This window comes from Pseudomonas sp. Arb-4-2C (assembly GCF_055755015.1).
In genome coordinates, this window is sequence record NZ_CM146899.1 from 6104656 (window position 1) to 6128565 (window position 23910).

The window sequence follows — 23910 nt, forward strand, 5'->3', positions numbered from 1 at the left end:
GAGTTTGAAGATGCCTTTGATTACGCGTTTCATCCTTCTGCTGGGAGTGCTGCTGGTCAGCGCCTGCGCCCAGCAAGCCCCGGCCTTCGCACCGCCGTCGCAGCGTCCGGTAGCGGCCAATGAAAAACCGTGGCCGAAAAACCATGTGCTGGGCATTGCCTATCACGACGTCGAAGACCGTGACCCCGATCAGGCGGTGGTGGCGGTACGCACCGAACGCATGATCGAGCAGCTCGCGTGGTTGCGCGAGAACGGCTACAAACCGGTCACCGTCGACCAGATCATGGCCGCGCGCAAGGGCGGCCCGGAACTGCCGCCCAAAGCCATCCTGCTCAGTTTCGACGACGGTTATGCGAGTTTCTACACCCGCGTGCTGCCGGTACTGCGCGCCTATAACTGGCATGCCTTGCTAGCGCCGGTCGGTGTCTGGATCGACACGCCGCTCAATCAACCGGTGGATTTCGCCGGTGCGCCGCGAGCGCGTTCGGACTTTCTGACCTGGGACCAGGTGCGGGAAATCTCGCAATCGGGGCTGGTGGAAATCGCCGCCCACACCGACGCCAGCCACAAAGGCATCCTTGCCAACCCGCAAGGCAACCTGCAGCCGGCGGCGGCGACTCGTCGCTACGATCCGGTCACCAAGCGCTACGAGTCCGAAGAAGATTTTCGTGCAAGGATCCGCACCGACGTCGTGACCATTTCGGAGAAGATTCGCAAGGTCACCGGCTACAAACCACGTATCTGGGTCTGGCCGTACGGTACCGCGGACGGTACTTCGCTGGCCGTGATCGGCGACCAAGGCTACGAAATGGCCCTGACCCTTGACGACGGTCTCGATGCCCTCGACAACCTGATGAGCAGCCCACGCTTCCTGGTGGCCTCCGACCCTGACGGCGAGCATTTCGCCAACAGCATCGTCGCGGCGCAGCAGGATTTCACCATGCGTGTGGTCCACGTCGATCTGGACAACGTCTATGACCCTGACCCGGCGCAGCAGGAAATCAACCTGGGCAAGCTGATCCAGCGCATGGCCGACATGGGCGCCAACACGGTGTTCCTGCAGGCCTTTGCCGATCCGAAAGGTGATGGCCTGGTGCACTCGCTGTACTTCCCCAACCGTCACCTGCCCGTACGCGCCGACATCTTTGACCGCGTCGCCTGGCAACTGCGCACCCGCGCCCATGTGAAGGTGTTCGCCTGGATGCCGGTGCTCAGTTTTGGCCTCGATGCGAAACTGCCGCGCGTGACGCGCTGGGATCCGCAGACCGGGACCACCGCGGTCGACCCGGATCAGTACCAGCGCCTCTCACCGTTCGATCCCGAGGTACGGCGGATCATCGGTGAAATCTACGAAGACGTGGCGCGCCTGACCTCGGTCGACGGCATTCTCTATCACGACGACGCCGTGCTTTCGGACTTCGAAGACGCCAGCCCCCAGGCCTTGAAGGCCTACGCAGCGCATGGCTTGCCGGGGTCGATTGCTGCCCTGCGTGACGATCCGACAGCGATGCAGCGCTGGACGCGGTTCAAGAGCCGTTACCTGATCGACTTCACCAATGAGCTGACCGCCAAGGTCCGGGCGATCCGTGGCCCGCAGGTGTTGACCGCGCGCAACATCTTCGCCGAACCGGTGCTCAACCCCGACAGCGAAGCCTGGTTTGCACAGAACCTCGACGACTTCCTCGTGACCTACGACTGGACGGCGCCGATGGCCATGCCATTGATGGAGAAACAGACCCAGGCGCAATCCGGCCCGTGGCTCGAAGAACTGGTGGCGAAAATCAAACAGCGCCCCGGTGCACTGGACCGCACGGTGTTCGAACTGCAGGCCCGGGACTGGACGAAAAAAGACCAGGCAGACATCGATGGCGCCCAACTGGCCGACTGGATGGGCCGGCTCAAGCGTCAGGGCGCGACCAGTTTCGGTTACTACCCGGACAACTTCCTCGACAACCTGCCGGACCTGAAAACCGTACGGCCTGCGCTCTCCAACAAATGGAATCCATGACATGCTGGATAGACTGTTAGCCCTGCTTGTTCTGGCGCTCGTCCTCGGCGTGCCGCTGGGATTGATCTTCCTGGTCACCGGGCAGTTCCTGATGGACTTCGTGTTCTTCTACCCGTTGTTCATGTCCGGCCTGTGGATTTCCGGCGGCCTGTATTTCTGGCTGCACTGGGAACGCCACTGGCCGTGGAAGGACGACACCCTGCCGCCGCCACTGGAAGGCGAGCCGCTGATTTCGATCCTGATCCCTTGCTACAACGAAGGCGACAATGCCGCCGACACCATCCACGCCGCGCTGGGTCAGCATTACCCGAACATCGAAGTCATTGCGATCAACGACGGCTCCAAGGACAACACCGCGCAAGTGCTGGACGCACTGGCCAAGGAAGACCCACGGCTGCGGGTCCTGCATCTGGCGGAAAACCAGGGCAAGGCCGTGGCCCTGCGCATGGGCGCGATTGCTGCGCGCAGCGAATATCTGGTGTGCATCGACGGTGATGCGCTGCTGGCGCCGAACACTGCGGCCTATCTGGTGGCGCCGATGCTCGACAACGCACGGCTTGGCGCGGTGACCGGCAACCCACGGATTCGCACACGCTCGACATTGGTCGGGCGGGTACAGGTCGGTGAATTCTCGTCGATCATCGGTCTGATCAAACGTACTCAGCGCGTATTCGGGCGGATCTTCACCGTCTCCGGAGTGATCGTCGCGTTCCGTCGCACGGCATTGAACCGGGTCGGCTACTGGAGCCCGGACATGATCACTGAAGACATCGACATCAGCTGGAAGCTGCAACTCGATCACTGGAGCATCTTCTACGAGCCGCGCGCCTTGTGCTGGATCCTGATGCCGGAAACCCTCGGCGGCCTGTGGAAGCAGCGCCTGCGCTGGGCGCAGGGCGGTGCCGAAGTGTTGTTCAAGAACATTCGCGGCATCTGGCAGTACCGTCATCGTTACCTGTGGCCGCTGCTGTTCGAATACTGCCTGTCGACCGGGTGGGCGTTCACCTTCCTGCTGTCGGTGATCTTCTGGGCGGTGGGCAAGTTCGTGGTCATGCCGGATGCGATCGCCGTTCACCATCTGATGCCGCCGGCGTTCACCGGGCTGTTGCTGGCGTTCGTCTGTCTGGTGCAGTTCGCTGTCAGCATCATCATTGACCGGCGCTACGAGCCGGGCCTGGGACGCACGATGTTCTGGGTGGTCTGGTATCCGTTGGTGTTCTGGTTCATCAGCCTGCTGACCACGCTGGTCAGTTTCCCCAAGGTGTTGTTCGGTCAGCATCAGAAGCGTGCGCGTTGGGTCAGCCCTGACCGGGGTATCAAACCGGTCGGAGACGACGAAGAGGAGGTCATCAAATGAAAATCATCCGGACCCGCCAGCGCCCCTTTCTGGTCGTGATCGATGTGATCCTCACCGTGCTGGCCTGGGTCGGCCTGCTGTTTCTGCTGGTGCGTGGGTTGTGGCCGCTGATCGACACCCATGCCGGTGGGCCGCGCATCGACAACTCGGCGTTCGACGCACTCGGTACTTTGCACGTCTACCTGTGGGTGGCGCTGATCAACGCGGTGATCCTGATTGCCTGGGCTCGCTATCAACAGCGCAAGAGCAGAAGCTTTGCCCAGCGCCGCTTGCCGGCGCCGGTGGTCGACGATGAAGGGCTGACCAAGAGCTTTCGCCTGTGCGATGACCGTTTGCAGAAGCTGCGCACGCCCGGGGTGATGACCATCCACAACGACCAGGACGGTGATATCAGCCATGTGGTGCTGAACTTCCGTCCGCTAGAGCCAGAGCAACTGCCATCACCGCTGGCGCCGCTGGAGCACCCTCGGGTGATCTTCCTGCACGCCGAGGACGACGACAATCGTGATCCTATGAATCGTCCTGGCTGAGCTCGCCAACCAGCCGCCATGCCTCTTCCATGGGCAGCGGCTGCTTCATTCGCTCGGCCAGCATCGCCATGGCCCGCTCTTGCTCGCAGGCCACGGCGGCGACCACCACGCCGTTGTCGCCGAACAGGCCGATAAAGGGCGGCTGTTCGGGTGTGCCCTTGAATTCGACTTCATCCCACTGGCTGGCATGGCCCAGGTAGTCGTAGTTTTTGCCGAAGTGCCAGGTCCAGAAAAACGGCACGTCCAGATAATGCTCATCAGCGCCCAGCATGTTGGCGGCAGCGATGCGCGCGTGCTGCTGGGCCAGGCGCCAGTGTTCGATGCGTTGCGGCTGGCCGTTCAGGGGGAACGTGGCGATGTCGCCAATCGCCCATAACCCTTCGCAGATGCGCAGGCCGGCATCGACGTGCAACGACTGGTCTTGCTCCCGAGGTAGCGATGCAAACGCCTCGGTGGCCGGATGCACACCGACCCCCGCCAGCACCAGATCCGCCGACAGGCGCAAGCCGTTGTCCAGCAACACCGCCTCGACGCTACCGTCGCCGGTGATTTCGCGGGCTTCGTGATCGGTGATGAATTTCACTCCGTGCGCTTCATGCAACGCACGGATCGCCTTGCCGACGGCTTCGCCGAACTGCGCGGCAAACGGAATCGCGTGGCGGGCGATCACTGTCACGTCGAGGCCGAACTGGCGCAGGGCCGAGGCGCATTCGAGGGCGATGAAGCTGTCGCCGATGATGACTGCGCGCTGTTCGGGTCTGGCCGCGCGCATGATCTGTTCGGCCTGGGCTTTCGAGCGCAGGACAAACACCTGCGGCAGGTTGGCACCGGGCAATGGCAGGGGGTTGGGCGCGCCGCCGGTGGCGAGCACTGCCGCGTCGTAGTGCAGGGACTGGCCGTCGTCCAACTGCAGGGTTTGCGCTGAGGCATCGAGGGCAGTGATTTCGCCTTGCCGGCGTTCGATGCGCTGCTCTCTATAAAATTTTTCATCACGCAGTGGCGGGGTGTCCTGCGCGGTCATCTCCCCGGCGAGGACAAATTTGCTCAGCACCGTGCGGTCGTAACCGGCGTCCGGTTCGCGGTCGATCATGATGAGCCGGCCACCAAAACCTTTCTCGCGCAGTGCCGCCGCACACGCGGTGCCGGCTGCACCTGCGCCGACAATCACGAAAGTGCGCGGATCATCCGCCGGCGGCGTGTGTGCATCCGGTAGCGGCTGATCGTCGACCCAGACCTCATCGCCACGTAACTCCAGCGGATAACGCTTGAGGCTGTCGAGGGCCGGTGGCTCGCACAACGCGCCGTCTTCGGCGCGAAACGCGGCCTTGTGCCACGGGCAGATCAGCCGTCCGTGACACAGCGCACCGTCAGCCAGCGGCGCGCCGGCGTGTGGGCATTCGCCCTGAAACGCCCGTAGTTGGCCGTTTGCGTGGAGCAGAACAATCTTGCAGTCGCCGATTTCGACTTGCAGGCCACGGTCTTCAGGGACATCGGCGACACGGGCGACACGGTGCAGGGACATGATCGGCTTCCTCGCGGGTATTTCTCTTACGAGTTTGCGGCACAGTGCGAGGTTCAGCCAATTGCTACTGCCACGGCATCAACGGTACAGCTATAGTTTGCAGGCCGACGAAGGCCCAACTGCACAAGGTGCTCCCGGAATGACCCGATTGACCTCTCTCAACCCTTGGCTGGCGGCCGTTGCCGTCGCCCTTTGCGTGCAGTTTCCGGCGCAGGCAGCCGAGCGCTTTACCCTCGACATCCCCGGTGTCTCGGACAACCGCCTGTTCACCTCGGCTGCTGCGAGCGATTCGGCCGGTTGCGGCGGCAAGAACCAGTCGCCGGCGCTGGCCTGGAACGCGGGCCCCAGCGCCACCCAGAGCTACGCGATCGTCATGCATGACCCGGACGGCCAGAAGGGCATGGGCGTCGATCACTGGATTCACTACGGCATCAAGGCCACCACTCGGCAGATCCCGGCCGGTGTCGGTGCCAAATCCAACCTCGAAGGCGTTGGCGGTACCAACAGCAAAGGCACCACCCATTACATCGGGCCTTGCCCACCGGTTGGCGACAGCGCCCACCACTACATCATCCAGATCTACGCCCTGGACCTCGCCCCGGACGCTTTGCCGGCCGGTCTGACCCGCGCCGAACTGATGGACAAGATCAAAGGCCACGTCCTGCGTAACAGCAGTGTGGTGCGGCGTTATCACCGCTGAAAATAATTTCAGTGGCGTTTAACCCGAACTGAAGGGGCTGCCCGTCTCAGTGGATGAATGGATCACTTTCATCCCGAGGTCAGCCCCCATGTCCCTTTCTCTGCCTTTTCTGCGACCTGCTGCGGTCGGTGTGTTGTTGGCCGTCGCCGGTTGCGGCGTGTCTTCCAATCCGGAGTCGGCCGCCGTCCCGGCGCCGGCCCAGCCGCAGGCTTCGATTCAGCACGAAGCGGTTATGGCCGATGTCGCCATGGCCAAACGCAGTGCGCGTCCGGCGTCGATGGCCAGTTTCGCGGCGATGCCGGCCCCTGAAAGTTATCCACAAGGCTATCGCGCCGCGCAGCGCGAGCAATATCAAACGCTGGCTGACAACCCGATCCATAGCGTCGCCGAGTCCCCGGTCTCGACCTTCAGCGCCGACGTCGACACCGGCGCCTATGCCAACGTCCGGCGTTTGCTCAATCAGGGGCGTCTGCCGCCAGAAGGCGCGGTGCGACTGGAGGAAATGGTCAATTACTTTCCCTACGACTATGCGTTGCCAACCGATGATTCGCCATTTGGCGTGACCACCGAACTGGCCGCCACCCCGTGGAATCCGCACACCCGCCTGCTGCGCATCGGCATCAAGGCCTCTGACCGCGCCGTGGCCGAGCTGGCGCCGGCGAATCTGGTGTTTCTGGTGGACGTGTCCGGATCGATGGATCGCCGCGAAGGACTGCCACTGGTCAAAAGCACGCTGAAATTGCTGGTCGATCAGTTGCGCGAGCAGGACCGGGTGTCGCTGGTGGTGTATGCCGGCGAATCCCGCGTGGTACTTGAGCCAACGTCTGGGCGGGAGAAAGCGAAAATTCGTACAGCCATCGAGCAATTGACCGCAGGCGGTTCAACCGCTGGCGCGTCGGGCATCGAACTGGCCTATCAAATGGCGCAGCAGGCATTCATCCCCAAAGGCATCAACCGCATCCTGTTGGCCACCGACGGTGACTTCAACGTTGGCGTCAGCGACTTCGACAGCCTCAAGCAAATGGCTGTGGATAAACGCAAAACCGGAATTTCCCTGACCGCCCTGGGTTTTGGTGTGGATAACTACAATGAACACTTGATGGAACAACTGGCCGACGCCGGCGATGGCAATTACGCCTACATCGACAACCTGCGCGAGGCGCGCAAAGTGCTGGTGGATCAACTCGGCTCGACCCTGGCGGTGGTGGCGAGAAACGTCAAACTGCAGGTGGAATTCAACCCGGCGCAGGTCAGTGAATATCGCCTGCTGGGCTACGAAAACCGCGCGCTCAAGCGTGAGGATTTCAGCAACGACAAGGTCGATGCCGGTGAAGTCGGCGCAGGACATACGGTGACTGCGCTGTATGAAATTGTCCCGGCAGGTGAGCAGGGCTGGCTGGAACCGCTGCGCTACGGTAAATCGGAGGTGGCGGTTGCGGCGAAGAACGGGGAATTGGCGATGCTGCGTGTGCGTTATCAACAGCCTGAAGGTGTGAAAAGCCTGCTGATCGAGCGGCCGATTGCCAGTCAGGTCGCACCGGCCAGCGAGGATCTGCGTTTCGCGGCGGCGGTTGCGGCATTTTCCCAGCAGCTCAAGGACGCTCGCTACACCGGCGATTTCAGCCTGAAGGACACCGAGATACTGGCCCGTGGCGCGCGCGGCGATGACCGTTTCGGCTTGCGCAACGAGTTTGTGCAACTGGTGGAACTGGCGCAAAGCCTGCGCACCTCAACCGCATCGAATGCGATGCCCACTGAGCGACGGATTGAATAGTGAGCCGCCTCAAAGGCTTCATCACACAGCTGTTTGCCTCCGCCGACAGCCTTGAGGCCAGCAGCGACGAATCGCTGCTGGCTCGTTATCGCGAGGGCGACAGCGTGGCGTTCGAGATTCTGTACGCCCGCCATCGTCAGGGTTTGTACGGCTTTCTGCTGGGATTGAGCGGCAAACCGGAACTGGCTGACGAAGTATTTCAGGACACCTGGCTGAGCCTGATTCGCAGTGCCAGTCAGCCACAGGGGCGGGCGACGTTTCGTACGTGGCTGTTCCAGATTGCGCGCAATCGCCTGATCGATCACTGGCGCAAACACGGTGCTCATCAGCCGCTGCATGACAGCTACGACGAACAGCTGCATGCGGTTGGCGACGAGACCAACGATCCCGAACAACTGCTGAACCTCAGCCGCGACAGCCAGCGCCTGGAAAGCGCCTTGCAGACCCTGCCCGCCGATCAGCGCGAAGTGTTCCTGCTACGTGCCCACGGCGACCTCGACCTGGCGCAAATCGCCAGCCTCACCGAAACACCGCTGGAAACCGTCAAGAGCCGCTTGCGCTACGCCCAGCAAAAACTGCGTCGGCTGCTGGCCGAGGAGGTACTGACATGACTGACGCCCGCCAGACACCCGAAGAACAACTGCTCAAGCATTACCGCGAGCAACACACCGGTGAACCGCCAGAGCACCTCGATGTGCTGATTCTCGCCGCTGCCCAGCGCGCCGCCCCGGCACTGAAGCCAAGCCTGTGGCAACGTTGGCTGCAAGCCTGCCAGAAACCCCGTTGGCAGGTCGCGTTCGCCAGCCTGGTCGGCGTGGCCCTGATGCTGTCGCTGGTGCAACGTGCACCGGAGCCGCAACCTCGATTCGACTTCGCCCCGGCCGCCAAACCCGCCGCACCACTGTCGCGCAAACAAGCCCCCGAAGCGCAGTCGCTGGCAGCCCCCGCTGGCGCCATGCCCGCGCCGGCACCGATGATGGAAATGGCGGCACCGATGCAAAGCGATGCCATCAGCGCCGACGAAGCCAAAGTCGGCAAACGTGCCGCTGCCCCGGCCAACGGCCTCGATACGCAACTGCGCGAAGTCCTGCGCCTGCGCGAATCCGGCCAGTCGCAAGCCGCTGATGCGTTGTACAACAACCTGCACAAACGATACCCCGGCGTGGACCTCGACCTGCGACTGGAACAAATCCGCCAAAATTGACCGCCTGTTCGCCCAGCCATTTGGCATTGCCCCGCAAAAACGCGCACTATCGGGCCATAGCTGAACGCTGGAGAACACCGTGGCACCAAAAATCGACCGCATCGCCCAACTCCTCAACTGCCCGGAAAAGGGCGAGGAGATGCGGCGCGCGATTACCGAGGCTCGCAAGGAGTTTCTGCTGAACCAGTCGGAAGAAGACGTCGTGGAAGAAGACGAGGTTTTTGAGGAGGTTGGGGAGGAAGACGATGACGAGGACGACGATTACGATGAGTTTGACTGGACGACGGAGTGACCGCCGTCGCATGAAAAACCAGCGCCCACAAAAAAGCCCCGGACCATCACAGTCCGGGGCTTTCTCGTTTAAATCAGTGGTGCACCAGGCGGGATTCGAACCCACGACCCCTGCCTTCGGAGGGCAGTACTCTATCCAGCTGAGCTACTGGTGCAGCGGGCGACATCATACCTAGGTCGGCTCGGGGCGTCCATGCCGGGTTTTGGCGGGTTTTGTCAGGGCGCGTGTCGGGAGAAATCGCTGCATTCCTTAAAGCTGTAACGTCCTGCAAAACCCTCGCTTGGCGCTTTTGCCGGGCTGATCTATGGTTTGGTTGCGGCCGGGGCTTTTGGCTCGTTGATCTGAAAATTTCCACAAACACGCCGTTTTTGTTCTTTTTTTCGAACGACCTATTGTCCTTTAACCCCTTTGATCCTACGATCCGTTTGAGATTTCAAACGCTCTTTGATTGGGTGTTGAAGCGCAGGTGCTGTGAATAACGCACTATCGCTGCGCCTCACCCGGTAGATGATTTCCCTGACGGCAGCCTTGCGAGGCGCCTTTCTACAATCATAATTTTGCTCCGCGCAGGCCGCGGTGCTGTTAAGGAAAGCCGACATGCAGCTTAAAGACACCCTGTTGTTCCGCCAGCAAGCCTTCATTGATGGCGCTTGGGTCGATGCGGACAACGGTCAGACGATCAAGGTCAACAACCCGGCCACCGGCGAGATTCTGGGCACCGTGCCGAAAATGGGCGCTGCCGAAACCCGCCGCGCGATCGAAGCCGCTGATAAAGCGCTGCCGGCCTGGCGTGCACTGACCGCCAAGGAGCGTGCAGGCAAGCTGCGTCGCTGGTTCGAACTGATGATCGAAAACCAGGACGACCTCGCGCGCCTGATGACCCTCGAACAGGGCAAGCCGCTGGCCGAAGCCAAGGGCGAAATCGTTTACGCCGCTTCGTTCATCGAGTGGTTCGCCGAAGAAGCCAAACGCATCTACGGTGACGTGATTCCGGGCCACCAGCCAGACAAGCGCCTGATCGTGATCAAGCAGCCGATCGGCGTGACCGCCGCGATCACCCCGTGGAACTTCCCGGCGGCGATGATCACCCGTAAAGCCGGCCCTGCGCTGGCCGCCGGTTGCACCATGGTGCTCAAGCCGGCTTCGCAAACCCCATTCTCCGCGTTCGCCCTGGCTGAACTGGCGCAGCGTGCCGGCATTCCGAAAGGCGTGTTCAGCGTGGTCTCCGGCAGCGCCGGCGACATCGGCAGCGAGCTGACCAGCAACCCGATCGTGCGCAAGCTGTCCTTCACCGGTTCGACCGAAATCGGTCGCCAGCTGATGTCGGAATGCGCCAAGGACATCAAGAAAGTCTCGCTGGAACTGGGCGGCAACGCGCCGTTTATCGTGTTCGACGACGCGGACCTGGATAAGGCTGTCGAAGGCGCGATCATTTCCAAGTACCGCAACAACGGTCAGACCTGCGTTTGCGCCAACCGCCTGTACATTCAGGATTCGGTCTACGACGCGTTTGCCGAGAAGCTGAAAGTGGCCGTGGCCAAGCTGAAGATCGGCAACGGTCTGGAAGAGGGCACCACCACTGGCCCGCTGATCGACGAAAAAGCCGTGGCCAAGGTGCAAGAGCACATCGCTGACGCCGTGGCCAAAGGCGCCACCGTGCTGGCCGGCGGCAAGCCGATGGAAGGCAACTTCTTCGAACCGACCATCCTGACCAACGTGCCGAAAGACGCCGCCGTGGCCAAGGAAGAAACCTTCGGCCCGTTGGCGCCGCTGTTCCGCTTCAAAGACGAAGCCGAAGTGATCGCGATGTCCAACGACACCGAGTTCGGTCTGGCTTCCTACTTCTACGCTCGCGACCTGGGCCGCGTGTTCCGTGTGGCTGAGGCCCTGGAATACGGCATGGTCGGCGTCAACACCGGGCTGATCTCCAACGAAGTCGCGCCGTTCGGCGGCATCAAGGCCTCGGGCCTGGGCCGTGAAGGCTCCAAGTACGGCATCGAAGATTACCTGGAAATCAAATACCTCTGCCTGGGCATCTAAGCCGGGAAAGGGATCGCTGCAAACGCAAAGGGCACGAGAGCGCTGTCCCTTTGCGTCGTTTCAAACCGGAATTTTCTCTGCGGCCAGGAACGCCGTGGCAGTCGATCATCGCATGCTGCCACCGCCGATTTCTCCCGCTTAATCCTTGAGCCACGCCGCCCGATGAGCGGTGAATGAGGACTGTAATGAGTAAGACTAACGCTGAACTGATGGCCCGCCGTACCGCTGCCGTACCCCGTGGTGTTGGCCAGATTCACCCGATCTTCGCTGAATCGGCAAAGAACGCTACCGTGACTGACGTCGAGGGTCGTGAATTCATCGACTTCGCCGGCGGTATCGCTGTGCTGAACACCGGCCACGTGCACCCGAAAATCATCGCGGCCGTGACCGAACAGTTGAACAAGCTGACCCACACCTGCTTCCAGGTGCTGGCTTACGAGCCGTACGTTGAGCTGTGCGAAAAGATCAACGCCAAGGTGCCAGGTGATTTCGCCAAGAAAACCCTGTTGGTCACCACCGGTTCCGAAGCCGTGGAAAACGCCGTGAAAATCGCTCGCGCCGCCACTGGCCGTGCCGGCGTGATCGCCTTCACCGGCGCTTACCACGGTCGCACCATGATGACCCTGGGCCTGACCGGTAAAGTCGTGCCTTACTCGGCCGGCATGGGCCTGATGCCAGGCGGCATCTTCCGCGCGCTGTACCCGAACGAACTGCACGGCGTGAGCATCGACGATTCGATCGCTTCCATCGAACGCATCTTCAAGAACGACGCCGAGCCGAAAGACATCGCCGCGATCATCATCGAGCCTGTGCAGGGTGAAGGTGGTTTCTACGTCGCGCCGAAAGAATTCATGAAGCGTCTGCGTGCACTGTGCGACCAGCACGGCATCCTGTTGATCGCTGACGAAGTGCAGACCGGCGCTGGCCGTACCGGCACCTTCTTCGCCATGGAACAGATGGGCGTTGCTGCCGACCTGACCACCTTCGCCAAATCCATCGCGGGCGGCTTCCCGCTGGCCGGTGTCTGCGGCAAGGCCGAATACATGGACGCCATTGCCCCAGGCGGCCTGGGCGGCACCTACGCCGGTAGCCCGATTGCTTGCGCTGCGGCCCTGGCCGTGATGGAAGTGTTCGAAGAAGAGCAACTGCTGGACCGCTGCAAGGCAGTCGGCGAGCGTCTGGTCACTGGTCTGAAGGCCATCCAGGCCAAGTACCCGGTGATCGGCGAAGTGCGTGCCCTGGGCGCGATGATCGCGGTCGAGCTGTTCGAAAACGGCGACAGCCACAAGCCAAACCCGACGGCCGTTGCAGCTGTGGTGGCCAAGGCGCGTGACAAGGGCCTGATCCTGCTGTCCTGCGGCACCTACGGCAACGTTCTGCGTGTACTCGTGCCGCTGACCTCGCCGGACGAGCAACTGGACAAAGGCCTGGCGATCATCGAAGAGTGCTTCTCGGAGCTGTAAGCCCCGGCACTGTGTGATCGGTTCGACAAAAAACCCGCTTCGGCGGGTTTTTTTACGCCCCTTGAAACACATCCGGTGCTTTTGCGCTGTATCGAAAGGCCAGCATTGGCTAAGGTTCAGGCATTGCAAGGGAGAGCGCGCATGACTGCCGTTGATTTACCCGCCGTACCTCGAGTGCTGATTGCCGAGGCCGATCCGTGGTCCCGGGACCTGCTCAAACAAGTGTTGCTCAACGTCCGTTGCGATGCACGGCTGGACCTGTGTGCCGATGGCCAACAAGCTCTGTCATTGCTCAGCGAAGTGCCGTATGACCTGGCGATCGTCGACTGGGAGTTGCCGGGCATCGATGGCTTGAGCGTGCTGCGCAGCGTGCGTCAGCGCAAACGCAATCCACCACTGCCGTTCATCCTGATGAGCAGCCGCAACGACAGCGCCAGCGTGCGCGAAGCCATCCCGCTGGCTCCCACGGCTTACCTGACCAAACCGTTGAACATGGAAAGCCTGACCGAACGCCTGCAGGGTTTGCTGCTCAATGCCGGCGAAGAAGTGTTCTGCGAGGTGCCGACGCTGGCGCCCGGCATGACCCTGGCCGTGTTCCTTGAGCGGCGCCGCGAGCGCGCCGATGGTGCGCCGTTGATGACCGATGTGCAGGTGGCGGTGAAGCGCAGCCTGAACCCCAGTGGCCTCGACCTGAAGTTGCTGGAAGATGAAATTCGCACTGATCCGCAAATCACTGCGGTACTGATCGCGGCGGCCAACAGTGCGGCGCAGCATCATGGCGCGGCGGTGCAGACCCTGGGGCAAGCGCTGCATCGGCTCGGCACCGGGCAGAGCATGAACCTGATTCTTGGTCTGGCGCTCAAGCGCAGTGCCAGACTCAGCGACCCGTGCCTGGCGGACTACGCCGAGCGCTATTGGGGGCTGTCGCTGCACACCGCGGAATACGCCCGCACCCTGGCACGCCTGCTCGATCTGGATCAGGAGCGCTGCTATTGCGCCGGCATGCTGCATCGCCTTGGCGATCTGGCGTTGCTGCGTTGTTTGCAGGAGTGGAAACAGGCCGGCGGAGAGCTGGATGAGTGGGAGGAGGTGGGCGACGCGCTGGCGGAGTTCGGCGCGGCCTACGGTTCGGCGCTACGCACGCGCTGGCGCTTGCCGCTGGAGCTGCGCGAGTTGATTGCGTCGGTCTATCAGCTCGGTGGCGGGGTTTATTCTCGCGAGGCGCTGGTGATGAACATGGCGGCACAAATGGCCCGCCTGACCGAGCATGAGGGCGTAGAGGAACTGGCCAGGAGTCGCACGGCGCGGCTGCTGAAGATCGGGTTGCCGGAATTGATGAGGATGCGTAAATAACCGGGGTTTTCACCCAACCCTGTGGGAGCGGGCTTGCTCGCGAAGGCGGTGTATCAGGCAACACAATTGCTGAATGACACACCGCCTTCGCGAGCAAGCCCGCTCCCACATCGGAGCTCTGGATGGCGCAAATCCGGGTTCAGGCAGTAATGATCCGATTCTTGCCCTGGCGCTTGGCCTCGTACATCGCCGCATCTGCCCGGGCGAACAGGCTGTCGAGGCTGTCGTCCTCTGGGTTGAGGCTGGTCAGGCCCTGGCTGACGGTGATACCGAACGTCTGCCCGTCATGGCTGAAACTCAAGCGCTGAATTTCCTGTTGCAGCCGTTCTGCCACTTGCATCGCCATGTCCGATGCACAACCGGGGAACACCGCTGCGAACTCTTCTCCGCCAATGCGCCCGAACAGATCACCCCGGCGTAAAGAGCCGCGCCCGCATTCGGCGATGCGCTGCAGCACGCTATCGCCCTCGGGGTGGCCGTAGCTGTCGTTGATCAGCTTGAAGTCGTCGATGTCCAGCAGCAGAAACGCCAGTGGCGCACCTTGCAGGCGTGCCTCTTCGAATTCGCGGTTGGCGCATTCGAAGAAATGGCGGCGATTGCTGCTTTGGGTCAGCACGTCGGTGGTCGCCAGGCGTTGCAGCTCGGTTTCCATGTGCTTCTTGTCGGTGATGTCCTCGGCGATGCCGACAATGATCACCGGTTGTCCGGGCTCGTCCTGACGGTTGATGAAGCATTTGTCGCTCAGCCAGCGAACCTGGCCGTCGGCGGCGATGATCCGGTATTCGCGGTCTTCCACCGCGCCCTTGTGCAGGACTTCGGCAAGGCTGCGTTCGGCGTAATCCAGATCGTCGGGGTAGATACTGTCGCGCCACTGGTTGTAGTCGGCGAGCAAGAGCCCTGCGGAGCGCCCGAAAATCCGTTCATACGCGGGGCTGACGTACAGCACCTGACGGGTTTCCCAGTTGAACGCCCAAAGCACCGCGTTGACGCTCACCAGCAGTGAGCTGAACAGCTGTTCGCGCTCGCTCAGCCGAGCAACTTCGCCCTGGGCGTGCATCAGCGCCATCAGGGTTTGCGCGGCCTCGGGCCACTGCGCAAGGGATGAGTCTTTTTGATTGTTGTTGACCATCGGCACATATCTCAAAGGGCGTGCCGCAATTTCGACAACGGCCACAGTACAGCCCGCCGGGGTGGCGAAGTGTCTTTGAGATAGGGGATTTTGTGCTTAGTTCCGAAGGGTGCACCCGGGAGCCCGGGCGCACCGATCAACGGCATCAGACCGCTGCAGGACGCAACGAGTAGGTTTTCAACTGGTCGGCGAATTCACGCAGGGACTGAATACCACTGGCCTCGGCCTCGTGCACCCATTCCTTGATGGCGGCGAGCATGTCGTGGCCATTGGCGCTGGTCTTGACCCAGATCTGCTGCAGGGCCAGGCGTTTTTCGTAAATTACCTTCAGCGCCTGACTGTGCTCGAGCATGTTCTGGATGCGCAAGTGATGACGGTCTTCCAACAGGCTGGTTTCCCGCGACAGCAGGCGTTTGGCCCGATGGAATTGATGGCGTACCGAATGATCGACCTTGTCCAGCTCCTGCTTGACCAGCGGGCCGATCACCAATTTGCGGTACTGGGCCATGATCTGGAAGCGATTGTTGAGGATCGCCATGGCGGTATCCATGTCCAGGTTGCCCTTGCCTTCGACGCGGTGGGCGATCGGCGCCACACGCTGCACCTTGGCCAGACCGAGGAAGCTGAAGACCTTGATCCACGCCCAGCCGAGGTCGAACTCCCACTTCTTCACCGACAGCTTGGCCGAGTTGGGGTAGGTGTGGTGGTTGTTGTGCAGCTCTTCGCCGCCGATCAGGATGCCCCACGGCACCAGATTGGTTGCCGCGTCGCGGCATTCGAAGTTGCGGTAGCCGATGGCGTGCCCCAGACCGTTGACCACGCCGGCGGCCCAGACCGGAATCCACATCATCTGGATTGCCCAGATGGTGATGCCGATGGTGCCGAACAGCAGCAGGTCGATGACGCCCATGATTGCCACGCCCAGCAGCGGATAGCGGCTGTAGAGATTGCGTTCGATCCAGTCTTCGGGGCAGTTCTTGCCGTAGATGCGCAGGGTCTCCGGGTTCTCGGCTTCGGCGCGATACAGCTCGGCGCCTTTGCGCAGCACGGTGGACAGACCCTTGATGACCGGACTGTGCGGGTCATCTTCGGTTTCGCATTTGGCGTGGTGCTTACGGTGGATGGCGGTCCACTCGCGGGTGTTCTGCGCCGTGGTCAGCCACAGCCAGAAGCGGAAAAAATGTTTCAGGCCGGCATTCAGCTCAAGCGAGCGATGGGCCGAATAACGGTGCAGATAGACCGTGACGGCGACAATTGTCACGTGGGTCATCAGCAGGGTGACCGCGACCAGTGACCAGGCCGACAAGCCAAGAAAACCTTCGTACCACATAGGCTATAGGGCCCTCGATAAAGATAAAAACAGCCGTTGCATTATCACCAAGCACACAGATAAAACCAGTCGCCCTTTCAGATAAGAGTCGCTGGATGTTTCTTGACCTATAATTCCAACCTTTTTGTAGGGACATGGACAGCCGAATGTCTGCCACTTATCGCGATGCCTTGCGTGCAGCGCTGCTTTATCTCGTGCTTGCGGCCGTCTGGCTGCAAGGGACTGGTTATTTATTAAACAATTTCTTCGATGAGTCCGTCGATCAACTGCGTTGGCAACTGATCAACGGTTACGTCTGGGCGGCGCTGAGTGCCGGGCTGATCTTCCTGGCCCGCGTGCGTTTGTGTGAGTTTCTCGGCATTGGTGCGCGGTTGCGCGAGCGTCAGGCCGACCGTGAGCGCCTGCGTCAGGCGGCTGCGGTGTTCGACTGCACCCGCGAAGGGGTGCTGGTCACCAATCGCGAGGGCCTGATCGTGCACGTCAACCGCGCGTTCATGGAGATCACCGGCTACCAGCGTGAAGAAGTCCTCGGTCATCAACCGAGCTTGTTCAAGTCCGGCCACCATCCACCAGACTTCTATCAGGCGATGTTTGCCACGCTGCAGGCACACGGCGAATGGAGCGGGGAAATCTGGAACCGGCGCAAGAGCGGTGAGATTTACCCACAGTGGCAGACCATCCGCGTGATTCACGATGATCAGGGACGCCTCAGCCACTATGTGGCGGTGTTTTCCGACATCAGTGCGATCAAGGATTCCGAGCACGAACTCAAGCACCTCGCGCACCACGATCCACTGACCGACCTGCCCAACCGTCTGCTGTTCAGCGACCGCGCCGAACAGGCGCTGACATCGGCGCAACTGCACAAGCGCGGCTGCGCCTTGCTGATGATCGATCTGGATCACTTCAAGATGATCAACGACAGCCTCGGGCATAACGTTGGCGATCGCTTGCTCAAAGCGGTGGCGGCACGCCTGCAGGATCTGTTCGGCCCCGGGATGACCCTGGCGCGGCTCGGCGGTGATGAATTCGCGGTGCTGGCGGAAAGTTGTCCACAGCTGGTACAGGCTGCGGCGCTGGCGCAACGCATTCTCGATGCGCTGAAGGAGCCGTTCGCCATCGACCGGCATGAGTTGTTCATCAACGCCAGTATCGGTATCAGCCTGTTCCCCAGCGACGCGCTGAGTGCCGATCAGCTGTTGCGCAATGCCGATGCCGCATTGTTCAAGGCCAAGAGCAGCGGGCGTAACGGATACGCGTTGTACACCGAAGAGCTGACGGCACATGCCCAGCAACGGGTCGAGATCGCCTTCGAATTGCGCCGCGCGCTGGAGCAGCAGGAACTGCGGGTCTACTACCAACCGGTTCACGATTTGCACAGCAGTCGCCTGATCGGCGTCGAAGCGCTGGTGCGTTGGCAGCATCCACAACGAGGGCTGGTGTCGCCGGCGGAATTCATTCCGATTGCCGAGCGCACCGGGATGATTGCCGAAATCGATGCCTGGGTGATGCGCCAGGCGTGTTCGCAGATGTGCCAATGGCAACAGGCGGGAGTTGTCCTGTCGTTCGTCGCAGTCAACGTCTCGTCGCGGCTGTTCGCCCGGCGCGAGCTGTATCAGCAGGTGGCGCAGGTGCTGCACGAGACCGGGCTGGATCCGGCCTATCTGGAGCTGGAAGTCACCGAAAGTGCGGTGATGGACGACCCTGAAGTGGCGCTGGAGCAGATGCATCGGTTACGCGAGTTGGGCATTCGCCTGGCCATCGACGATTTTGGCACCGGCTATTCATCTCTCTTGCGGCTCAAGCGTCTGCCGGTGCAGAAGCTCAAGATCGATCAGGGTTTTGTGGCCGGGCTGCCGTCTGACGAGGACGATGTGGCGATCGTTCGCGTGATCATCGCCCTGGCCCGCAGCATGGGCATGCAGGTGCACGCCGAAGGGATCGAGCAGGCGGAGCAGGCGGCGTTTCTGTTGGATCAGGAATGTGATCTGGGCCAGGGCTACTGGTTTGGGCGGCCGGTGCCGGCGGGAGAAATTGATTGGGCGAAGGCTCCTGTTATCGGCTGAATCCAGTCTCTGTGGTGAGTACAAAACCTGTCGCGAGTGAATTTATCCCCGTCGGGTTGCGAAGCGACCCTGAAAATTTTGCGACTGCTGCGCAGTCCAGCGGGGATAAATCCCCTCACCACAGGGTTATCTGTCGGTCCCGAATCTGCGCAAACCCTTGCCCCGACAGATAATGTTTTCTAGTTATATAAACATTCTTAAATAGTCTTTTTAAGAATATCTGCGCCTCTCTTATATTGCTCCCACGCCGAACGCAGTGCCGCCCACTGCCAGGCATATCCCATTCAAAGGAGCAGCACCATGAGCGCATCCCTTCGCAGCGTTGACGGTCAGGACGAAACCACCATCTTGCGTGAAATCCAGAGCGCCCTGCGCGATCTGCGTTTCGGTGCGGTGGAGATCACTGTGCACAACGCCCAGGTCGTACAGATCGAACGCAAAGAGAAATTCCGTTTGCAGCAACCGGGCAACAAGCCGAGCTGAAAAAGATCGCCGCCTGCGGCAGCTTCTGCAGGGGGCTGTGCGCAAGAGCTGTCGCAGGCGGCGATCTTTGAATGAGCAACCCGACTCCAGCAACACATAAGAAAAAGCCACCACCCAGAATTCCAGGAGCTTTCACCATGTCGTCGATTCGCCGTTACGCTTTGGCCGCCTTGGCCAGCGCTGTGTTTGCCGGTTCCGCGGTTGCCAAGGATTACGAACTGCTCAACGTGTCGTACGACCCGACCCGTGAGCTGTATCAGGACTACAACGCCGAATTCATCAAGTTCTGGCAGCAGGACCATGCCGGCGACACCGTGAAAATCCAGCAATCCCACGGCGGTTCGGGCAAGCAGGGCCGCGCGGTGATCGACGGTCTGCGCGCTGACGTCGTGACCCTGGCACTGGCCGGCGACATCGACGAAATCGCCAAGCTCGGCAAGACCCTGCCGGCCGACTGGCAGAAGCGTCTGCCGGACGCCAGCACCCCGTATACCTCGACCATTGTGTTCCTGGTGCGCAAGGGCAACCCGAAAGGCATCAAGGACTGGGGCGACCTGGTCAAGAACGATGTCTCGGTGATCACCCCGAACCCGAAAACCTCGGGTGGCGCACGCTGGAACTTCCTCGCTGCGTGGGCTTACGGCCTGAAAGCCAACGGCGGTAGCGAAGCAAAAGCCAAAGAGTACGTACAGACCCTGTTCAAGCACGTTCCGGTATTGGACACCGGCGCCCGCGGCTCGACCATTACCTTCGTCAACAACGGTCAGGGTGACGTGTTGCTGGCCTGGGAAAACGAAGCGTTCCTGGCGTTGAAAGAAGACGGTGGCGCCGACAAGTTCGACATCGTCGTGCCGTCGCTGTCGATCCTCGCCGAACCGCCGGTGGCTGTGGTCGACAAGAATGCCGAGAAGAAGGGCAACGAGCAGATCGCCGAAGCCTATCTGAAGCACCTGTACAGCCCGGCCGGTCAGGAGATCGCCGCGAAGAACTTCTACCGCCCGCGTGACAAGGACGTGGCGGCGAAGTACGCCCAGCAGTTCCCGAAACTGGAACTGGTAACCATCGACAAGGACTTCGGCGGCTGGAAATCCGCGCAGCCGAAATTCTTCAACGACGGTGGCGTGTTCGACCAGATCTATCAGGCGCAGTAATCTCAAATGAAACGAGCCTGATGTTCAGGCACAAAACATGTGGGAGCGGGCTTGCTCGCGAAGACGGTGTGTCAGACGACATAAATGTTGAATGATAGGGCCCATTCGCGAGCAAGCCCGCTCCCACATTGATGCGTTTTCAACCAAGGACTTTTATGTCGCGTCGTATCTCCCCCGTCATACCCGGCTTCGGGCTGACGCTGGGTTACACCTTGGTGTACCTCAGCCTGATTGTGCTTATCCCGCTGGCGGCGATGTTCGTCCATGCCGCCCAACTCACCTGGGATCAGTTCTGGACGATCATCTCCGCGCCCCGCGTTCTCGCTGCACTGAAGCTGAGCTTCGGCACTGCGCTGTGCGCCGCGATCATCAACGGCATCATCGGCACGTTGCTGGCCTGGGTGCTGGTGCGCTACACGTTCCCGGGGCGCAAGGTGATCGACGCGATGATCGATCTGCCGTTCGCGTTGCCGACCGCGGTGGCCGGTATTGCACTGACAGCGCTGTACACCCCGACCGGGCTGGTCGGGCAGTTCGCCGCCGACCTCGGTTTCAAGATCGCCTACACCCCGCTCGGGATCACGCTGGCGTTGACCTTCGTGACCCTGCCGTTCGTGGTGCGCACGGTGCAGCCGGTGCTGGCGGACATTCCGCGTGAAGTCGAAGAAGCCGCCGCCTGCCTCGGGGCGAAGCCACTGCAGGTGTTCCGCCACATCCTGTTGCCGGCGCTGTTGCCCGCCTGGCTGACCGGTTTTGCTCTGGCGTTCGCGCGGGGCGTCGGCGAGTACGGTTCGGTGATTTTCATTGCCGGCAACATGCCGATGAAAACCGAAATTCTGCCGCTGCTGATCATGGTCAAACTCGACCAGTACGACTACACCGGCGCCACTTCCATCGGCGTGCTGATGCTGGTGGTTTCCTTCGTCCTGTTGCTGCTGATCAACTTGCTGCAGCGGCGTATCGAAACCCCATAAGGAGGCGCGAACCATGTCCCAATCGTCTATTGCGGCCGCTTCCTCGGCCAACGCTGCGCGCCGTGGCAGCGCCACTTCGCGCAGAGTGCTGATCGGTCTCGGCTGGCTGATCTTTTTTCTGTTCCTGGTGTTGCCGCTGTTCATCGTGGTGTCCCAAGGTTTGAAGAACGGCCTCGGTGCATTCTTCACCGCGATCTTTGAACCCGATGCCTTGTCGGCGCTGAAACTCACGGTGATCGCGGTGCTGATTTCGGTGCCGCTGAACCTGGTGTTCGGCGTCAGCGCCGCGTGGTGCGTGAGCAAGTACTCGTTCCGCGGCAAGAGCATGCTGGTGACGCTGATCGACCTGCCGTTCTCGGTATCGCCGGTGATCGCAGGTCTGGTCTACGTGCTGATGTTCGGCGCCCAGGGCCTGTTCGGGCCGTGGCTGCAGGATCACGACATCCAGATCGTCTTCGCCCTGCCGGGCATCGTGCTGGCGACGATCTTCGTCACCGTGCCGTTCGTGGCCCGTGAACTGATTCCGCTGATGCAGGAACAAGGCACGCAGGAAGAGGAGGCCGCGCGCCTGCTCGGCGCCAACGGCTGGCAGATGTTCTGGCACGTCACCGTCCCCAACATCAAATGGGGCCTGATCTATGGCGTGGTGCTGTGCACCGCGCGGGCCATGGGTGAGTTCGGTGCGGTGTCGGTGGTTTCCGGGCACATTCGCGGGGTGACCAACACCTTGCCGCTGCACGTCGAGATCCTCTACAACGAATACAACCACGTGGCCGCGTTCGCCGTGGCGAGCCTGTTGCTGATCCTGGCGCTCTTCATCCTGCTGCTCAAGCAGTGGAGCGAAAACCGTATCAACCGCCTGCGCGCCAGCGCCGCGGAGGAATAACTCATGTCGATCGAAGTGCGTAACGTCAGCAAGAATTTCAATGCGTTCAAGGCGCTGGACAACATCAGCCTGGACATCCATAGCGGTGAACTGGTGGCGTTGCTCGGCCCGTCCGGTTGCGGCAAGACCACGCTGCTGCGGATTATTGCCGGCCTGGAAACCCCGGATCAGGGCAACATCGTCTTCCACGGTGAAGACGTCTCCGGCCACGATGTGCGTGATCGCAACGTCGGTTTCGTGTTCCAGCACTACGCGCTGTTCCGCCACATGACGGTGTTCGACAACGTCGCGTTCGGCCTGCGCATGAAGCCGAAAAACCAGCGCCCGAGCGAAAGCCAGATCGCGACCAAGGTCCACGAACTGCTGAACATGGTGCAACTGGACTGGTTGTCGGATCGTTACCCGGAGCAATTGTCTGGCGGCCAGCGTCAGCGTATCGCCCTGGCCCGCGCGTTGGCGGTGGAACCGAAGGTGCTACTGCTCGATGAGCCGTTCGGCGCCCTCGACGCCAAGGTGCGCAAAGAGCTGCGCCGCTGGTTGGCGCGGCTGCACGAAGACATCAACCTGACCTCGGTGTTCGTGACTCACGACCAGGAAGAAGCGATGGAAGTCGCTGACCGTATCGTGGTGATGAACAAGGGCGTGATCGAGCAGATCGGCTCACCGGGCGATGTCTACGAAAACCCGGCCAGCGATTTCGTCTATCACTTCCTCGGCGACTCGAACCGCTTGCTGCTCAGTGACGACAACCACGTGCTGTTCCGCCCGCACGAAGTGTCGCTGTCCAAGCATGAACTGGAAGATCACCACGCCGCTGAAGTGCGCGATATCCGCCCGTTGGGCGCAACCACGCGGGTGACGTTGAAGGTGGAAGGGCAGACGGACCTGATCGAGGCCGAAGTGGTGAAAGACCATGACAGCCTGATTGGTCTGGCCAAAGGTGAAACGCTGTTCTTCAAACCGAAGGTCTGGCAGAAAGTCGCAGGCCTCTGACGTCAAAAGCTTCGTCGGATCGCCGCCCCGAGCAAGCTCGCTCCCACACTTGGAATGCGTTTCCCTGTGGGAGCGGGCTTGCTCGCGAATGCGATCTACACAGCCGCCCGATTCGGATTGACCCGTACCACGCCCGCCCGCGCCTCGATCTGCTCTTTCAGCGCCTGTCGCATGCCGAGCATGAACGCCAGTTCCGCCACCACAAACAACGGCCCGACAATCAACCCGCTCACGTCATCGACAAACGCCGGTTTGCGTCCTTCATAATGGTGCCCGACAAACTGGATCACCCAGCCGATCACAAACATTGCCAGGCCGCTGCTGAGCCAGACCATGGTGCTCTGCTGCGCCAGTACATGCCCGGCCCAGACCGACAACGCCATCAGCACCGTCATCAGAACGCCCAGCTTCACTTCCAGGCGCAGGTAGAACCACGCCGAGGCCAACGCCAGCAACACCGCCGGCGATAGCCACAAACTGCCCAGCGCCCATTCTGGCCGCGACAACAACACCGCCACGGCCACTACGATCAGCGGAATGCCGATAAAGTGGCTGGCGATGTTGCGCGGGTCGCGGTGATACGCGGCGTATTGACTCAAATGATCGACGAGGCTTTTCATTGTTGTTCCTCCTGTAGGGTGAGAGCAGCATGCCC

21 protein-coding genes and 1 tRNA gene are annotated in these 23910 nt (G+C 61.3%); 17 read left to right on the forward strand and 5 right to left on the reverse strand.

What is annotated here, in order from left to right; genetic code table 11:
• Positions 1-10: 10 nt before the first annotated feature.
• From pgaB to pgaD, 3 genes are read left to right on the forward strand one after another with little or no spacing between them, the layout of a single operon-like run.
• Complete coding sequence (gene pgaB, locus AC0J41_RS27635) at positions 11-2008, forward strand: poly-beta-1,6-N-acetyl-D-glucosamine N-deacetylase PgaB (protein ID WP_473014116.1); 1998 nt, start codon at positions 11-13, stop codon at positions 2006-2008.
• Between the two features lies 1 nt (position 2009).
• Positions 2010-3365, forward strand: coding sequence for a poly-beta-1,6-N-acetyl-D-glucosamine synthase (pgaC, locus tag AC0J41_RS27640; protein WP_025113412.1), 1356 nt, complete (start codon positions 2010-2012; stop codon positions 3363-3365).
• Positions 3362-3895: a poly-beta-1,6-N-acetyl-D-glucosamine biosynthesis protein PgaD gene (gene pgaD / locus AC0J41_RS27645; RefSeq protein WP_473014117.1), complete on the forward strand. Its 534-nt coding sequence runs from the start codon at positions 3362-3364 to the stop codon at positions 3893-3895. Before pgaC ends, pgaD begins: the two co-directional genes overlap by 4 nt.
• Here the strand turns inward: pgaD and AC0J41_RS27650 are convergent.
• Positions 3876-5417: an FAD-dependent oxidoreductase gene (locus AC0J41_RS27650; RefSeq protein WP_473014118.1), complete on the reverse strand. Its 1542-nt coding sequence runs from the start codon at positions 5415-5417 to the stop codon at positions 3876-3878. The two genes, pgaD and AC0J41_RS27650, sit on opposite strands and share 20 nt — an antisense overlap.
• Positions 5418-5556: 139 nt before the next feature.
• Here AC0J41_RS27650 and AC0J41_RS27655 point away from each other — a divergent pair, with 139 nt between their 5' ends.
• The 5 genes from AC0J41_RS27655 (at position 5557) to AC0J41_RS27675 (ending at position 9387) form a co-directional block, all read left to right on the forward strand.
• Positions 5557-6117 (forward strand): YbhB/YbcL family Raf kinase inhibitor-like protein, encoded by a 561-nt coding sequence (locus tag AC0J41_RS27655; RefSeq protein ID WP_025113409.1) that lies wholly within the window; start codon positions 5557-5559, stop codon positions 6115-6117.
• 88 nt (positions 6118-6205) lie between these two features.
• A complete protein-coding gene (locus AC0J41_RS27660) occupies positions 6206-7891 on the forward strand; it encodes a vWA domain-containing protein (protein ID WP_473014119.1) in 1686 nt (561 codons plus the stop codon).
• A 29-nt stretch (positions 7892-7920) separates the two neighbouring features.
• Positions 7921-8502 carry an RNA polymerase sigma factor gene (locus AC0J41_RS27665; RefSeq protein WP_473016041.1) on the forward strand — a complete coding sequence of 194 codons (582 nt, stop codon included), beginning with the start codon at positions 7921-7923 and terminating at the stop codon, positions 8500-8502.
• Complete coding sequence (locus AC0J41_RS27670; RefSeq protein ID WP_473014120.1) at positions 8499-9095, forward strand: hypothetical protein; 597 nt, start codon at positions 8499-8501, stop codon at positions 9093-9095. The genes AC0J41_RS27665 and AC0J41_RS27670 overlap by 4 nt, the downstream gene beginning before the upstream one ends.
• 79 nt (positions 9096-9174) lie before the next feature.
• Complete coding sequence (locus tag AC0J41_RS27675; RefSeq protein ID WP_473014121.1) at positions 9175-9387, forward strand: hypothetical protein; 213 nt, start codon at positions 9175-9177, stop codon at positions 9385-9387.
• Positions 9388-9464: 77 nt separating this feature from the next.
• Here the strand turns inward: AC0J41_RS27675 and AC0J41_RS27680 are convergent.
• A tRNA-Arg gene (locus tag AC0J41_RS27680) sits at positions 9465-9541 on the reverse strand.
• 443 nt (positions 9542-9984) lie between these two features.
• Between AC0J41_RS27680 and gabD the strand changes: the two genes are divergently transcribed.
• The 3 genes from gabD (at position 9985) to AC0J41_RS27695 (ending at position 14243) form a co-directional block, all read left to right on the forward strand.
• The gene (gabD, locus tag AC0J41_RS27685; RefSeq protein ID WP_025113404.1) at positions 9985-11427 is read left to right on the forward strand and encodes an NADP-dependent succinate-semialdehyde dehydrogenase; all 1443 of its coding nucleotides are present in this window, start codon (positions 9985-9987) and stop codon (positions 11425-11427) included.
• A gap of 185 nt (positions 11428-11612) precedes the next feature.
• Entirely contained in the window at positions 11613-12890 is a 1278-nt protein-coding gene (gabT, locus tag AC0J41_RS27690) for a 4-aminobutyrate--2-oxoglutarate transaminase (protein ID WP_003220503.1), read from the forward strand.
• Positions 12891-13031: 141 nt separating this feature from the next.
• Entirely contained in the window at positions 13032-14243 is a 1212-nt protein-coding gene (locus AC0J41_RS27695) for a response regulator (protein WP_025113403.1), read from the forward strand.
• A 139-nt stretch (positions 14244-14382) separates the two neighbouring features.
• On the opposite strand, the gene AC0J41_RS27700 is transcribed toward AC0J41_RS27695, so the two are convergent.
• Positions 14383-15372 carry a GGDEF domain-containing protein gene (locus tag AC0J41_RS27700; RefSeq protein WP_473014123.1) on the reverse strand — a complete coding sequence of 330 codons (990 nt, stop codon included), beginning with the start codon at positions 15370-15372 and terminating at the stop codon, positions 14383-14385.
• Positions 15373-15517: 145 nt separating this feature from the next.
• Positions 15518-16702, reverse strand: coding sequence for a delta-9 fatty acid desaturase DesA (desA, locus tag AC0J41_RS27705; protein ID WP_025113401.1), 1185 nt, complete (start codon positions 16700-16702; stop codon positions 15518-15520).
• Between the two features lie 146 nt (positions 16703-16848).
• On the opposite strand from desA, the gene dibA reads away from it, so the two are divergent.
• The 6 genes from dibA to AC0J41_RS27735 all read left to right on the forward strand — a co-directional run bounded on the left by dibA (position 16849) and on the right by AC0J41_RS27735 (position 23255).
• Entirely contained in the window at positions 16849-18768 is a 1920-nt protein-coding gene (gene dibA / locus AC0J41_RS27710) for a phosphodiesterase DibA (protein ID WP_025113400.1), read from the forward strand.
• 300 nt (positions 18769-19068) lie between these two features.
• The gene (gene oscA, locus AC0J41_RS27715; RefSeq protein WP_003220508.1) at positions 19069-19251 is read left to right on the forward strand and encodes a sulfur starvation response protein OscA; all 183 of its coding nucleotides are present in this window, start codon (positions 19069-19071) and stop codon (positions 19249-19251) included.
• A gap of 137 nt (positions 19252-19388) precedes the next feature.
• The gene (locus AC0J41_RS27720) at positions 19389-20402 is read left to right on the forward strand and encodes a sulfate ABC transporter substrate-binding protein (protein WP_025113399.1); all 1014 of its coding nucleotides are present in this window, start codon (positions 19389-19391) and stop codon (positions 20400-20402) included.
• Between the two features lie 155 nt (positions 20403-20557).
• On the forward strand, positions 20558-21376 hold the full coding sequence (gene cysT, locus AC0J41_RS27725; protein WP_007952818.1) for a sulfate ABC transporter permease subunit CysT: 819 nt from the start codon (positions 20558-20560) through the stop codon (positions 21374-21376).
• 13 nt (positions 21377-21389) lie between these two features.
• On the forward strand, positions 21390-22262 hold the full coding sequence (gene cysW / locus AC0J41_RS27730) for a sulfate ABC transporter permease subunit CysW (protein ID WP_003220512.1): 873 nt from the start codon (positions 21390-21392) through the stop codon (positions 22260-22262).
• Positions 22263-22265: 3 nt separating this feature from the next.
• The gene (locus tag AC0J41_RS27735) at positions 22266-23255 is read left to right on the forward strand and encodes a sulfate/molybdate ABC transporter ATP-binding protein (protein WP_025113397.1); all 990 of its coding nucleotides are present in this window, start codon (positions 22266-22268) and stop codon (positions 23253-23255) included.
• Between the two features lie 95 nt (positions 23256-23350).
• On the opposite strand, the gene AC0J41_RS27740 is transcribed toward AC0J41_RS27735, so the two are convergent.
• Positions 23351-23875 carry an Mpo1 family 2-hydroxy fatty acid dioxygenase gene (locus AC0J41_RS27740; protein WP_025113396.1) on the reverse strand — a complete coding sequence of 175 codons (525 nt, stop codon included), beginning with the start codon at positions 23873-23875 and terminating at the stop codon, positions 23351-23353.
• Positions 23876-23910: the final 35 nt, after the last annotated feature.